The organism is Citrobacter sp. Cu233, from assembly GCF_030332225.1.
Classification (GTDB): domain Bacteria; phylum Pseudomonadota; class Gammaproteobacteria; order Enterobacterales; family Enterobacteriaceae; genus Citrobacter.
The window spans coordinates 578,650-594,462 of sequence record NZ_JAOWIF010000033.1 but is presented as its reverse complement, the minus strand read 5'-3'; the positions used below and the strand labels follow the sequence as shown (position 1 = coordinate 594,462).

Here is a 15,813-nt window from a genome sequence, read left to right as displayed (position 1 = left end):
ATGAGGAAGCTCGTATTTTATTCACATCACATCAGGAAATAAACACCCACATATAGACAAAAATGGACATTCCGCAGATAATAAGCCAACTTTCCGCGTCAAAACAAAAGCGCTAATACATTGATTTTAAATCAAAAAAAACAAACACCATAACAATTTCCCGACGAATATTACGGAGGGTAAAAAACATTCACCGGCACCGTTAATGTCAACTTTAATAAAATGTAAAAATGATAATAAAATATATGTTCTGGTGTGCAAATTTATCTGTTGACGAAAAGGACAGTGTTATCTATATTCGCATACCGTTATTTTTGTCATTACTCACCGTTGTTCAATGTTAGTTATTTGTTACGCCTGGCGTTTCAAATTTGTCATCTAATACTATTCCATTAAGTAATAGCAGAAATTCAATTCAGCATTAGCACTCTCTTTTCAGGAATTAACAAAATCTGTGGCAACGTCTCGGTTTTCCCTTAGCGCTGTAAAGGGGTGGCAACATTCGATCACCGGCAAAATAACGCAATTTTTGCTGGCGGGCATCGTTATTGCTTTCGGCGCTGGCGCCTTTACCAGTTGGAGCCTGATAGACAACTTCTCCTGGCAGCAGTGGGTTCAACGGGCGGAAGCAAATGCACAGATCATGACCTACATCATCAGAAGCGTGTATACCAACGTGTCGGTTGAAACCAGCGATTCAGGGCAAATCTCCCGTATCGTCTCCGACCGACAAATTGGCGATACCGACTCCATTCTGCAAACCGGCTATAACCCGGTAGACGTCCTGGCGCTGGCTTCGGTGCAAACACACAGCCCGACCTGGCTGTTTCTTTACACGCCTGAGAAAGGCTACGTCGGCATCAACAATAAATCGGAAGATGGCGAAGGCATTATCTCCTTCTCCGGACACCTGCCGCGTGACGTGCTGGCCAATTACTACATCGGTTTCGCCCAGATTAATGGTGAAGAGTGCTTTATTAGCGCCGTCCCTATTTTGACGCCATCTGGCGAAATCCTCGGTAGCCTGATAAGCAGCATTGGTAAAAAGAGCTACCTGTACGCTGCTTACGATGCGATGCTGAAAAAGAGCTGCATCATCTTTGTTCTCATTCTGCTGGTGACGCTGGCGCTGGGTACCCTGTTCATGCGCCGGTTATTCCGCCCGGTTCCGTTACTGATTAATTCGATTACCCGCATTGCCCATGAAGAGACCGACTGCATAACGCCCTACCTTGACCAGGACGATGAGATTGGCCATCTGGCCGGTGCGATTGAAAAGCTGCGCGTGGCAATGAAAGAACGTGGCTATCTGCAACGTATGCATGAGATGTCGCAAAAGATGGAGCATATGGCCCATCATGATTCGCTGACCGGATTGCCTAACCGCGTTTCGTTTGGTCTCGAGCTGGAGAAACGCGTCAGCGAAATCCATCAGGAAGAAAAACCGTTCAACCTGCTGCTCATCGACCTCGATAACTTTAAACCGGTCAATGACACTTTCGGTCATAAAGCGGGCGATGAAGTGTTAATCAGCGTGGCCCAGCGTCTGCAATTGCTACTGGGACCTAACGATATGGCAGCGCGACTGGGTGGTGATGAATTTGCGATCCTGCAACAGGTCAGCGAGAACGCCGTCAAAGAAGCAAACCGCCTGTCGAAACGTATCATTCGGGCATTGAGCACTCCCTTCACCTGGAGCACCCACACATTCTCCATTAGCTGCAGCATCGGGATCACAACAGCCCCCTGGCAGGGTAATAACACCTCCACATTGATGATCAATGCCGACCTTGCCATGTATGCCTCCAAACATCATGGCCGCGGATGCTTCCATTTCTTCGAAGACGGCATGGTGATGACGCAGACCCACGGCCTGTTCATTAACCAGGAGATCATCGACGGTATTGATAACGCGGAATTCGAACTTCACTACCAGCCGATTATGAATCTGCATGATGAAACGGTGTATGGCTATGAATCGCTGATCCGCTGGAACCATCCGACCAAAGGCCTGATTTACCCTGATTATTTTATCAACATTGCCGAAAGCTCCGGTCTGATTGTCCGTTTAGGTGAGTGGATTATTCGCCAGTCCTGCGAATCCGCAGCCAAATGGCCGGAACACATCCGGGTTGCCGTCAATATCTCAGCCTATCAGCTACACAGCCCGGGCCTGGTTGACGTGATTAAAGATGCATTACGTAACAGCCAACTGTCAGCAGAACGCCTGGAAATAGAGATCACCGAATCGGAGAAACTGGACAAGGCGATTGCCTTGCCCGTACTGCAAGAGATCCGTTCTCTGGGCATCGAAATCGCAATGGATGATTTAGGAACCGGATACGCGGCGCTGGATTATTTGCTGATCTACCCTTTCACCCGCATCAAGATCGCACGTTCGCTGGTCGAGAAGCTGAAGCAAGATAATGCCAGCCAGTATTTGATCGTAATGCTTATCCAGTTCGCTCATAAATACAATATGTCGGTTACTGCAGAAGGGGTGGAAACCGAATATCAGCGGGACATTCTGCGCGCTATTGAGTGCCAGCATGTTCAGGGATATTTCTTCAGCTATCCACTTCGCGAGCATGACGTGTTGTCCTCCTTTAGCGAAGCGATTTTTGCAGAGGAGGCGTGCAATGTCTGACATCTTGCGCATCACAACACGCGTATTGCTGGCCGTTTTTTTGCTGATCGCTTATTGCACACGTTGCACGGCCGCATCTCCCCCGTCGTTACATGCGCTGGAGAAGATTGCCAGTACACAAACCGTCATCCTTGGTTATCAGGATGACGCGTTTCCCTTCTCCTGGCAGGACGGTAATGACCCTGCAGGCTATTCCATTGATATTTGCAAAAATATTGTCAGCGCGCTCAAAACAAAGCTACAGCTTAAAAAGCTAAACATTGAGTGGGTGAAGGCCAATTCGGCATCACAGTTTGTACTGATGAAAAATCATATGGCAGACATCATGTGTATACCTGCCTTTTATTCGAAAAGCCGCCACAGTATTAGCGAATTCTCACTGCCTTTTTACTTTTCCAGCACCCGCTATGTCATGCGTAAAAATGACATCAGTAACCATTTAGGCGAACTATCCGGGCATAGCGTGCTGGTAAAAAGCGGCACTATTTATGTGGAGCAATTGCAAAAAATCAATACCGCTAATGCCCTTGATATCAACATTCAACTTGATACGAATAATGTCGCCGCCTTCAATGAGCTCAAGAATGGCGAATATTCGGCCCTGATCTCCAGTACGGTATTATTGAAAGGGATGATTGCTCAGGCCACCAATCCTGAAGATTATGCGCTGTCAAAAATTGCCCTCAGTGCCCCACTTCCGGCTGGGCTGTTGCTCCCTTTACATGATAAAGAATTTAAAGAATTTGTTGATAGTACGCTCTCGTCACTCATGACCAGCAAAGAGTTTACCGCGCTGTACACTAAATGGTTTCAGTCTCCGATACCGCCAGGAGCCATTAATTTAAACATCCCCATGTCAGATAACCTGAAAGCACTCACCGCAGCTAAGAAGAAGATCAGTTTTGATTATGAAAAATATAATTAATCATGAAATGACAAGGATAAAGCGCGCGGCGCATTGGCTGATCTTGCTGGTTGGCGTCGCTACATCCCCTGCACTGATAGCGCAGCAAAACGCCACGACGCTTGACCATATCCAGTACAGCAGCGTGTTAAACATCGGCTATCGTCAACTGCCGCCGTTCTCTTTCACCGATAAAAGTGGCAAGGTTACAGGTTACACCGTGGCGCTGTGCAACATCATTGCCGATAAACTACGCCTGTATCTGAAGCTCAACAGCTTAACTGTTCACTATATTCCCGTGAACTTTGCGGATCGTTTCTCCGCATTGAACACCCGCAAAATAGATATGGATTGTGGCGTTAATGCTAATGCGCCGGAGCGGACCTCCAGCGTTTCATTTTCTATTGACTATTACATCGCCAAAATGCGCATTATCTCGTTGCGCAAAAACAATATTGACTCGCTTGAGGATTTAAAAGGACGGACGGTGAGTCTGACTGGAAGTTCAAAAGATCTCCTGGAATTTAATAAAGTCAACAGAGAGAAGCATCTCAATATCTCAACGATTACCACCACCACGATCAACGGTGCGTTCGAGAAAATGGCACATAATGAATCCGCCGCATTATTCCTCGATGATGTTCTGTCCTGGCCGCTGATCAACCACGATGAACAACCTGAACAATTTAGCGTGTCGTCTGAGACCATCGGCAGTGATATGCACTATGCCATTATGATGCGCAAGAACGATCCGCAGTTTGTGGCCTTTGTTAACAGTACGCTGAAAAATATTTTTTCCTCACCGCTTGATGCGCAACGGCGTAAAAAATGGCTGATGCCTGATTCCTGCAAAAATATAAATCATCACCCCGCCGCCTATTGTCAGCATAACAATTGAACATTTTCCGTTCGTCTACGCTTCAGCGATTTATTCGCCTCTGGCAGATATCAGGCGCGCTGCTGCTCGTACTAACCGTCAATTCACTGCGTGCGGCCTGGGACTTTGCCACTATTCAGCAGAAGTCCGATGCGCTATATGGTCCTGCCCGCGCCGACGCACAACAGCGAATCACTGCCTGGCAGCAGTTGCTAATCACACGACGAAATGCAGACGAACAAACACAATTACGCGCCGTAAACCTGTTTTTCAACACTCAATTACATTACGCCGAAGACAGCGAGGTCTGGCACAGCGTGGACTACTGGGCAACGCCGATAGAATCTTTGCGCAAAGGTGAGGCCGATTGTGAAGATTACGCAATCGCCAAATATTTTACGCTCCGGCAGTTGGGTGTCCCCGAAGAGAAGCTGCGCATCACCTACGTTAAAGCCCTGAGCTATAACCGGGCGCACATGGTATTGACCTGGTATGCCGCGCCGGACGCGATCCCGCTGGTACTCGACAGCCTGACGAACACCATTTCACCGGCCACGCAGCGTACCGATTTATTACCCGTGTACTCCTTTAACAACCGTGGTCTCTGGCTCCCGGGCACGCAGAACAATAAACGTGTTGGCGACAGCAAGAGACTTTCTCGCTGGCAGCAAGTTTTCACAAAAATACGGGAAGAGGGCTTCCCGATGGATAAATAGGAATCGCCTGTGTCTCTTTTCAAACAGTTACTCCTGGCAATCTCTCTCTTTATGCTGGTGGTATTTAGCGGCAATTTTATTGTGACGCTGGAAAGCTCCCGCGATCAGTCCAACAATCAGCTCCTTTCGCATGCTCAGGATGCGGCAACAGCTTTAGGGGTTGCGCTGACCCCCAATGTCAACGATCCGGCGATGATTGAGCTAATGGTCAGCGCCATTTTCGATAGCGGTTACTACAAAAAAATCCGCATTGTCGATCTGAAAAACGGCAAAATCATCCTTGAGCGGAGTGCAGCAGCATCGATCCCCAATGTCCCCGTCTGGTTTGTTGATCTGGTAGATGTCATCCCGCAAACCGGCGAAGCGACAATCATGCGTGGCTGGCAGCAGGCGGCACGCGTTGAAGTCACCAGTGACCCTATCTTTGCGGTGCAGCGCCTGTGGGACAATACGTTAGGTAATCTGCTATGGATGCTGTCCTGTAGCCTCATTTGCCTGGGAGCAGGTGTTTTGCTGCTGCGCAAACTGCTGCAACCGCTCAATTACCTGGCGAAACAGTCAGAAGCCATTACCCACCGTGAGTTTCTGACCCTGTCAAAACTCCCCAAAACGCCGGAGTTGCGTCGTGTTATCGGGGCGATGAATCTGATGGCAACCAAACTCAAATCATTATTTGAAGAGCAGGCCATCTACAGTGAACGTTTGCACAACGAAGCCTATCTCGACAGCCAGACCGGAATCGCTAACCGCCGGGCATTCGATATGCAGCTTCAGGCACGCCTGAGCGATGCTGACACAGCGCCTGGGTATCTGATGTTAATCCGCGTGCAGGACTTAGGTGGGCTAAACCAGCGTTTTGGTGGGCCGCATACCGACAAGTTGCTGCTCAATATCGCCAACCTGCTGACAGCGCAGAAAGAAAAATATGCTTTTCTCACCAGTACCGTCGCCCGTATTCGCGGAGGCGAGTTTGCTCTGCTCTGCCCCGGCGTCACACACAGTGAAATGCTGGAACTGAGCCATTCACTGAGTCAAAAGCTCATGGCCTTTTATGCCACCGGGATGTCAGACCAACAGCCCGTCGCCTATACCAGCATGGTGCCATTCAGCGCCGGAGATAATGCACAGTCATTGCTGATTCAAGCCGATCGTCTGTTGGTGGAAGTCGAAACACACACTGAACACCAGGTCGTTCCCACCACCGACGTGGCGACGGCGACCGAAGATCAGCATCTGTGGTTTGTGCGTCTTGAACACGCGCTGGAAAATCAGCAGTTCCAGTTGGTTTATCAGCCCGTTGTGGACTGCCAGAAGCCGCACAACATTCTGCATTACAAAGTGCTGTCACGCATTGTTGATGAACAAGGCAACATCATTAACGCTGGTCGATTCCTGCCGTGGATCCACCGTTTTGGCTGGAGCCATCGCCTGGACCGGGTAATGCTGAAACTGACGTTAAATCAGCTGAAAACTACGCCAGGAAAACTCGCTTTGAGCATTTCCGGCAGTTCCGTCGCCAGTGCAAGCACGGTGGCGGACCTGTTGAATCCATTGAAATATTCACCACAATTAGCCAGTCAACTGATTCTGGAGCTGGATGAAAATCAGTTGCCAGGACCAAACCAAATGGCGGCGTTTGTGAAAGCCGTGAGCCAGCATCGCTGCTCGCTGGGTCTGCAGCACTTTGGCAGCCGCGTCGATATGATCGGTCATCTGTCCCAGTGGAGGCTTGCCTGGCTGAAAATCGACAGTAGCTACATTCGTAATATTGATCAGGAAAGCGATAAGCGGTTGTTTATTGAAGTGTTATGTAACGCTACGCGCAGTATTGACCTGCCACTCATCGCTGAACGCGTTGAAACGCAGGGCGAGCTGAAGGTGTTGCAGGAATTAGGCATTGATGGCGCAATGGGGCAACTACTGGGTGAGCCCGCACCGTTGTCATAATCACACTAGCACTGTGTTTGCCGGATGGCACTTCGCTTATCCGGCTTGCACGCTGACTGCCTGCTTACGCTAAAAAATACGATCATCGCTACCCAGCAGTTGTTCTAACCCGCCAAGCTCATGGCGCGCGTTCGCGCGATTCATCAGTTTTATCTGTGCCATTGGCGGAAGATCGGTAATAGCAATTACCCCTTTGCGGATCAGCAGGTAAATCAGGTCGTCCAGTACGCGCACCATTTCAAGGTCGCTCTTTTGCAGCATCGCCAGGAACTGTTGGTTATCAAGTTCCGCGCTTTTGCTCCCCCCTTCTTTTTCAGGATGAGCGTTTGCATCTGGTGGAACAGAATTCATGTTGTAGCCTTACATATTGCGTGATGCACTGCCCCGTCGACACAGGGCAGTGAGCATCCGTTAGTGAGTGTGATTTTGGTCAGGTTTAGCGATCAGGTGATCCAGTGAGTACATCGTGGAATGTAAATCACCACCAGGGTGGACCGACAGCGCGGTATCAATCCCATGCGCGACCTTCGCCGGGCTGGCAATCAGATGATGATCGTCGCCGCTTTGAATGTATTTCGCGATATCCACACCTTCATGCAGTTCACGCGCCAAATCGCTGAGATCGACTTTATCGAGAGCGCTCTTCGCTTTGTCGGTAACATCCTGCGGCGCATTCGTCCCATGTACCTTCGTAGAAGAGGCGTAGGAGAGTGACAGCGCACTATCGTCAAACAAATCGTGCAAGGTATGCTGAACCGCCGCATGATGCCCCTTGTCCACCGCCTGACCTTTGATCGGCGTTGGATCGTCCATGATGACATTCAGCGTTTGCGCATAGTGTGCGGTATTACCGTAGTTATCGTTCGCCTCAACCAGCACGTTTACGCGGTTATGCCCGGGACGGAATGACGACGTATCCACCTCAAAGTCATAACGCAGTTCGCTATTAACCTGATGCAGCGTTGTATCATACAGATGACCGTTAACCAGCGCGTTGATGTGCTCGCCGTCATGCACATCGCCCGTTACGCTACCCGTGATGTGGGTGGTCGCGGCCTGCGCTTCTGCGCGAGAAATGTGATTATCCCCGGTGACCTTATCGACAATCAGTGTGGCATCCGCATGATCGTCAATGGAATAGGAGTGGGTGGCGGTCGCTTTATACGGGTTCAGTGCCAAATCATGACCTTTAACCTCAACATCAAAGGTTGTGTTGGCTTTCAGGACATCAGTATCAACCTTAATTTGATAGATCCGCTCGCCGGTACCTGATACGCCGACTGTCCCCGTGTAGTCATGTCCGCCAATGCTCAATTTTACCGTATCCCCGAGATTAGCATCACCACCCACATGCCCGGTAATCATGATTGTCGGATCTAAAAGTTCCTTGCTGTTGATAACGTTGTCTGCTGTAACGTTATCAACGTCGATAGTGCCCGCAGCCGTCCTGTCGATAGTGAGCGTTTTGCTGGTCTCAATTCTTCCGACGTTACCGGCATCATCATGTGCCATAACATGCGCCGTGATGTGTTGGTCATGCAGCAGGTCAGCCGTACTGGCTTCAACACTGAACACTTTGTAACCGCCACTGTTTTTCACGTCAGCCACCAGATCCTTACCGTTAACCGTGACGGTGACTTGATCGCCGACGTCTACATCCCCCGTGACATGACCGCTGATGATGGTTTTTGCCTGCTTCGTTTCATCATCGTTGAGTACGTCGTCCGTCGTCACATCATCCAGTAAAAGTGTGGCATGCCATTGTGTGTCGATGGTAACCGTTTTATCGTTCACCGCGAGCATTGGGTTCAGCGCGGCATCGTGCCCCTGCACGCTGACATGAATTGTCGGATCGTTCTGCAGCCCGAGCGTACTCACCAGCGCTTTGTAACCCAGCTGGCCGTTCATATGCGGCAGTTCAATCACCCGCGTTTCAACCTTCACGCCATCCACGGTAAGAAAAACGTTATCACCGGGATGCACATCCCCATCGACCCGGCCACTGACCTCAACGGTTCCGGCTGCTACCTCATCAGCATTGATAATATCGTCGCCGCCGACGGTATTGATGGTCACACTGCCCGTGCTCGTCGTATCAATTGAATAATTCTGCGTGACGCTGGCGGGCTGCACGTTTCCATGATTATCGTAACCCGTGACGGTCGCGACGATGGCATGGTCGGCTAGCAGATCTTTCGTATAGATATCAACGGAGTAATGATGTTGCTTATCGACAGTAGCCGCATAATCGTTACCGTTAACCGTCAGGGTCACTTTATCACCCGGATGCACATCTCCGGATACAGAACCGGTTACGGCTATCTTAGGTTGCAGCGATTCACGGGCATTCAGCACGTTGTCCGCGGTAATGCTATCGATACTGACTCTGGCATCGGCATTCAGATCGACCACGACATGACTTTTCGCGGTATCTTGCCCCAGGTTTCCATGATCGTCCGTCGCCGTTACCGTCGCCTCGATATCCGGGTTATTGTGCAGATCATTGACGCTGACCTCTTTCGACCAGACCCATTGACCGTGATCCTGATGGACAACAGCGGTCAACGTATTGCCGTTCACCTGCAGATTCACCACGCTCCCGTCATGGATACCTTCCCCACTGACTGTACCGCTAACGGTTACTTTTCCCGCCAGGGCTTCTTTGCCATTAATCACATCATCCCTGGCAATCTTATCCATCGTGATCTTCAGCGGATTTTCCGTGTCTACAGCGATCTCTTTATGCGCCGAGTCTGTTGCTATTCCCGCCGCATTTTTCACTGTGATAGCAACATCAAACGATGGATGCGCCTGAAGTTCAGTGGTTGGGACATCCACTTCATAGACCCGTTGTCCCGGCATCGTCGGGATAGCCTTGACGTACCCTTTGTATGGAACATTGTTAATAGTAACAATAACGTCGTCTCCAATATGGGCATCGCCAGTAACCAGACCACGAATCGATGTCGTCGATTTCAACGCTTCATCATGATTGAGAATGTCATCGCCTGCCACCTTATCAACAGTAAGGTGCACGGTGGGCTGATGAGGTTGTGTTGTTCCTGGCCCGGTAGTCGGCGTGGTGACCTGTGGCGGCGGGATAAATCCGTAAGGCGTATTGCCGATCACTGGCGTATGGTGCAGCCAGGGCAGATCAATCACTTTATGTTCTGTCGCCGTTGCTGTATTGCCATGATTGTCGTGGGTGGTGATAGCGACAGTAATATTGCCATCATCGTTAAAACTGTCTGAGCCGATATTTGCCTGATAGCCGAGCTTACCATCCGGTAAATAAATCACATCGGTGGTAATAGACGTCCCATGTCCCACAGTAATAGTTACATGATCGCCGCGAACGGCATCAGGATCGACGTGCCCGGTTACAGTGATGTAGTCCGGCCTGCTACCAGGTCCCAGATCGTTTGCAACGGTCATCCCCGGTGGTATTGCGCTGGAAACCGCATCAATAGTAATCCCGGCGTCTGCCGTGGTATCGATGACCACAGGTCGATCATCTGTCGCGCGAACGATGTTGCCCGCGTCGTCTTTGGCCGTTACCTCAGCATGAATATTCGGGTCCATAAGCAGATCTAAGGTCGAAACCTTGGTACTGAATACATGCTGACCGTTTTGATTTTCCACCCGTGCAAAATAGGTCTGATCGTTGATGGTCAGCTCAACCATATCCCCAATTTTGACATCTCCGCCCACCGTCCCTGTGACGGTAGTTTCTGGATTCAGAGCTTCATCGTGGTTGATCACCGCATCGCCATCACTGGTAACGATTGGGTCGATATGCACCGTTGCGTCAATTTGATCGTCAATGACTACGGTACTACGTGCATCCGCCGTGGCATTATTCCCTGCCGCATCGGTAGTGGTGATGGTCGCGGTAATGTGCGGATCGTTTTGCAGCCACTGGGTGTCGACATTAATGGAGTAACCCAGGGTGCCCAGATTTGGCAGGTTCTTCACCGTGGCATCAACCCTGTGGCCACCAATGTTCAGATGCACAATATCACCATCCTGCGCATCGCCGCCCACGGTGCCACTGATGATTGTCGTCGCTTTTCCCAATTCATCTTTATTCAACACATCATCGCCGGTAACCGGATCGATGGTGATTGCCGCCAGCGCTTTGTCATCCAGACTAACATCATGGTGCGCCACAATATGGGCATGGTTCTTCGCCGCATCCGTCACGTCCATTGAGACTTCAATATGCGGGCTGGCAACCAGATCGGACGTTGCGACCGAAATGTGGAAGCCCATTTGAGCGCCGCCGCGATCTTCCACCACGCCGGAGTAGGTGTGGCCGTTAATCTTCATCGTGAACGGATCGCCAGGATGGATTTCACCGCTAACCGTCCCGCTCACAAGGGTATACCCGTGCATCTGTTCACCCAGGTTGAGCGTATTGTCTGACGTCACCGAATCAATGGTGATCTCCGCATTAATGCGGGTATCGATAATTACCGTGGTTTCCGCATCGGCCCTGGCCGGGTTGCCAGCTCCATCGGTAGTGCTCACCGTCGCGGTTAAATGCGGATCGGAGATCAGATCAGCGGTACTGACTTTAATGCTATAACCGAGCTGACCATTGCCGATATCCGTCACTTTCCCCGTCAGCACATGGCCATTCACCGTGAGAGACACAACGTTATTGACATGTACATCACCGCCAACTCTGCCGGTCACATACGTATATGGCTGGAGAGATTCATCGCCGTTGACCATATTGTCACCGGCGACGGGATCAATCGTCAGTATGGCTTTCGCATGCAAATCAACGACCAGGTCGTGCGTTATCTCAGCTTTCTGCAAATTGTGGACCTGATCCTCGCCGACCACACGGGCGACGATATGGGGATCTTTGACCAGATCGCGGCTCAGTACATCCAGCTTATAACCCAGCGCGCCATTGTGCTCTGCCAGTTTTTCAACGGTTGTTTCGTAAGTATGACCATTGACGATAACCTGAACTTTAGCGCCCGCATGCACATCGCCGGACACCGTTCCCATCACCTCAGTGAGGCGCTGCCCGGCTTCAGCACCGTTCAGCTTGTCATCACCCACGACGGTATCGACTGTAATACCGGCATCAGCATGATTATCAATATGAACATGATGGGTAGCCGAGGTGATCACTTCATTTAGCACCGCATCATGTGAAATCACCGTGACCTTCACGGACACATTTTTATCCTGGCTCCCCTGGTTATCGCTGAACGCCGTCGAATCAACCGGGATTTGATAGCCTAACTTACCGCCTCCAATATCAATCACTTTGCCGGTAAAGGTGTGATTGCGTATTTCAACACGAACCTCATCACCAACCTGTGCATCACCGCCCACCGTGCCGCGGACCAGCCGCATTGGCATATCCAGCTCCTGGTGGTTAAGAATGTTATCGTCAGTCACGTTATCAATGTTGACGGAACTGTGCGCCTGGGTATCCAGCGTCACCGTGCGGTGCGTGATCGCAACCGCCTCATTACCTAACGCATCATGACTCACCAGTTTCACCATCACATCGTTGCTGCCTTCCTTTAGCGTACCGGTTGGAACAGCGACTTCGTAACACAGTTTGCCGTTGATATTGACCACGGTTCCACTGAAGTCCTTCCCCTGTACGTAGACAGTTACGATGTCGCCGACTTTCGCATCCAGACCATGAGCAATACCGCTGATGAAGGTAGGCATCCGGTTTTCAATGGCGTTGACCACGTCATCGTTAGCAACTCTCCCTGTCGTCACCCCGTTTTTGGCATAGTTATCAATATGGACTGTATGACTCTCGCTGGTGATAGCCAGGTTACCCGCGGCATCATGGGATGTGACCATGACGCTCACGTTCACATCCGCCAGCACGTGGGCGTTGTTGTCGGCAAAGGATGAAGAGTCAACCGGGATACTGTAGCCCAGCGTGCCATGTCCCAGATCGATAACCAGCCCACTGTAGCGATGACCATTGACCACCAGCTGTATCGGATCGCCGATCTTCGCATCCTCACCACTGACCATGCCCGTTATGTTCTGTGTGGTCGCTTCCAGTTCATGGTGAGTGAGAGTATTGTCTGCCGTGACGCTATCCAGTGAAATGTCGTTATGCGCATGGGTATCGAGGATAATTGTACTGTGTGCCTTAGTGGTCACTTCGTTGCCTGACTTGTCGTGGCTGATAAGTTTCGCCACCACGTCATTTTTACCTTCCTGCAGTACCCCTGTCGGCACCAGTACGTCGTAATGCAACTGGCCGTGCACATCGACCACTTTACCGGCAAAGTGTTGACCCGCTACGCTGATGGTCACCGCATCGCCCACTTTCGCATCGCCGCCAGCAACGATACTGATAAGCGTCGGCATGCGGTTTTCAATCGCGTTGACCACATTGTCCGTGGCCACGTTCTCAATGGTCAGTGTGTTTTCCGCGTAGTTATCGATATGAACTTTATGGACATCAGTGGCGATAGACAGGTTGCCCGCATCATCATGGGACGTGACCCTCGCCGTCACATTCACATCGGTCAGCACATGGCCGCTGTTATCGGCAAACGCCGACGAATCGACTTCAATGCTGTAGCCCAGCTTACCGTTGCCGAGGTCAATCACCTGTCCGCTGTACTGATGACCGTTAATCTCCAGTAAAACCGGATCGTTTATCTTCGCATCCTCACCATCGACGATACCGGTAATAATCTGTTTTCTTGCCGAGAGTTCGTTAAAGTTCAGGGTGTTATCGGCAGTCACATCGTCAATGGTGATCAGGTTTTCGGCGTAGTTGTCGATATGCACGCTATGGGTGCTGGTAGCAATCGCCAGGTTACCAACGTTGTCATGAGAAGTGACGGTGGTAATCACATTCACTTCTTTCAACTCGTTGCCGCTATTGTTAGCAAAGTCAGACGAGTCCACCGCAATACGATAACCCAGGCGACCATTACCCAGCTCGATAACCTGCCCACTGTACTGATGGTTGTTAATCACCAGTTGTACCGGGTCGCCTACTCTGGCGTCTGCGCCGCTGACAGTCCCGGAAATCACCTGGTTGCGCATGTACAGTTCTGCACGATTCAAGGTGTTATCGTCGGTCACATCGTTAATAGTCAGGGTGTTCTGTGCCTGAGTATCCAGCACCACAGTTTTGTGCGTAATGGCAATCGCTTCGTTACCGACAGCATCATGGCTGACCAGCGTCACTTGCACATCATTTGTACCTTCTTTCAGCGTTGAGGAAGGCACCACAATTTCATAACGCAGCTGACCATGGTCGTCGAACACCGTGCCATGGAATGTTTTGCCCTGAAGAGTCAAGGTGACCGGATCGCCCACGTTGGCATCACCGCTGGCTACGCCAGAAATGATCGTCGGCATGCGAGATTCGTTAGCGTTGACGACATCATCATTTGCCACCGTCCCGATGATCACCGCATTCTGTGCATACAAATCGTTATCAACATAATGATCGGTCGAAACGGTGGTACTGTTGCCGGCATCATCGGTAGAAGTTAGGGAGGCATGAATCGTCGGGTCATTCAGCAGCCCCTGGGTCAGGACCGGGATGTTGTAAGTCAAAATACCCGTTCCCGAATCGTCGACCGTGCCGGTATACGCTATACCATCGACAACCAGCGTCACGACATCACCCGGCTTTGCATCTCCCCCGACATTCCCGTGAATCACGGTTTGCGACAGAAGAGACTCCTGGTGGTTAATCAGGTTATCTGGTGTAACGCTATCGACCGTAATATCGATACGTGGACCGGTAATATCAATCAACGCATTGTCGAAAGTTTGTGCGGTTCGCCCCGAGACATCGGTCGCTATTGCCACCACGGTTACATTTCCCGGCATCAGTCCACCCAGATCGGTATCAATATTCCAGTGACCATTATTCACCGGGACATCGACTGTAAATGTGTTTTTTTGGCTATCGGTGAAGGTGAGCGTGACGTGATTTTGGTTACTGGTGCCGCTTAAATGGGTCCGGTGGAATTCGGCATTATTAATGTAGCCGTCGTTACCCGCAAACCCGGTAATTTGCACTTCGGGTGGGAATACACTGGCTGTACCGGTGTCCATTCCCCCTACCGGCAGGTTGATATCCCTGGTCGGGCTCCCCAGCCCTTGCGTGTCAAAACCGGCTGTCGGATCAACGACTTGTCCGGTTAAGGCCAGCTGGACCAGCGAGTGGCCCCCCCCACCGCCCTCCAACTGCACCGGCGTTTCATTGCCCGCAGCGGTCGCATCCAGTGTCTGCGTCGGGTCGGCCCCATCAGCAATCGCTTTTTGTACGGCGGCAATATCCTGAGCATCACGTTCCGGAGTCGGGTTGGTCTGTAGCCCATGATCGCCCCAGTTGCTGTTGCGACCAATATCCAGCGTTTTTCCGTCCGGTAAAGAGAGACTTACCGCGCCGTTGGCACCGGTCACAATGTCCTCACCGCTATAGACTCTGTCGCCTTCATGAACAGGTCGCTGTGCGCCACTTGCGTCAACAACATAGACCTGTCCAATTATTGCTTTGATCACACCGAGTAATTTGCTCACCGTAACCTCACTTAAATACCATCATTATTTTTATAAACTCGTTAATAAATTAACGAACAAATATCACATTCATTTAATGTAAACATTAATATCCCAATGTAGAAAAAAACACATTTTATAAAGTGCAATTACATGAGACTTGACTGGCCAATGAATATAATAAAAAATAACT

7 protein-coding genes are annotated in these 15,813 nt (G+C 50.5%); 5 read left to right on the top strand and 2 right to left on the bottom strand.

Annotated elements, in window-relative coordinates; all coding sequences use genetic code 11:
- The first annotated feature begins 454 nt into the window (after positions 1–454).
- Genes OGX95_RS12865 through OGX95_RS12845 form a run of 5 tightly spaced genes read left to right on the top strand, consistent with a single transcriptional unit; the run spans position 455 to position 7,091 of the window.
- Positions 455–2,647 (top strand): putative bifunctional diguanylate cyclase/phosphodiesterase, encoded by a 2,193-nt coding sequence (locus tag OGX95_RS12865; protein ID WP_286629673.1) that lies wholly within the window; start codon positions 455–457, stop codon positions 2,645–2,647.
- Positions 2,550–3,572 carry a transporter substrate-binding domain-containing protein gene (locus OGX95_RS12860; RefSeq protein ID WP_286629671.1) on the top strand — a complete coding sequence of 341 codons (1,023 nt, stop codon included), beginning with the start codon at positions 2,550–2,552 and terminating at the stop codon, positions 3,570–3,572. Before OGX95_RS12865 ends, OGX95_RS12860 begins: the two co-directional genes overlap by 98 nt.
- A gap of 7 nt (positions 3,573–3,579) precedes the next feature.
- Positions 3,580–4,449, top strand: coding sequence for a transporter substrate-binding domain-containing protein (locus OGX95_RS12855; RefSeq protein ID WP_286629670.1), 870 nt, complete (start codon positions 3,580–3,582; stop codon positions 4,447–4,449).
- A 2-nt stretch (positions 4,450–4,451) separates the two neighbouring features.
- Positions 4,452–5,144: a cysteine protease LapG gene (gene lapG / locus OGX95_RS12850; protein ID WP_286629737.1), complete on the top strand. Its 693-nt coding sequence runs from the start codon at positions 4,452–4,454 to the stop codon at positions 5,142–5,144.
- Between the two features lie 9 nt (positions 5,145–5,153).
- Positions 5,154–7,091 carry a bifunctional diguanylate cyclase/phosphodiesterase gene (locus OGX95_RS12845; RefSeq protein WP_286629669.1) on the top strand — a complete coding sequence of 646 codons (1,938 nt, stop codon included), beginning with the start codon at positions 5,154–5,156 and terminating at the stop codon, positions 7,089–7,091.
- A 69-nt stretch (positions 7,092–7,160) separates the two neighbouring features.
- Here OGX95_RS12845 and OGX95_RS12840 read toward each other — a convergent pair whose 3' ends face one another.
- Both OGX95_RS12840 and OGX95_RS12835 read right to left on the bottom strand, forming a co-directional pair.
- The gene (locus OGX95_RS12840) at positions 7,161–7,442 is read right to left on the bottom strand and encodes a hypothetical protein (RefSeq protein ID WP_286629668.1); all 282 of its coding nucleotides are present in this window, start codon (positions 7,440–7,442) and stop codon (positions 7,161–7,163) included.
- Positions 7,443–7,502: 60 nt separating this feature from the next.
- Entirely contained in the window at positions 7,503–15,641 is an 8,139-nt protein-coding gene (locus OGX95_RS12835) for a retention module-containing protein (RefSeq protein WP_286629667.1), read from the bottom strand.
- Positions 15,642–15,813 lie beyond the last annotated feature (172 nt).

Coding starts and splice junctions, on each gene's coding strand:
- OGX95_RS12840 (WP_286629668.1), bottom strand. CDS start 7,442: ATGAATTCTGTTCCACCAGATGCAAACGCTCATCCTGAAAAAGAAGGG.
- OGX95_RS12860 (WP_286629671.1), top strand. CDS start 2,550: ATGTTCAGGGATATTTCTTCAGCTATCCACTTCGCGAGCATGACGTGT.
- OGX95_RS12855 (WP_286629670.1), top strand. CDS start 3,580: ATGACAAGGATAAAGCGCGCGGCGCATTGGCTGATCTTGCTGGTTGGC.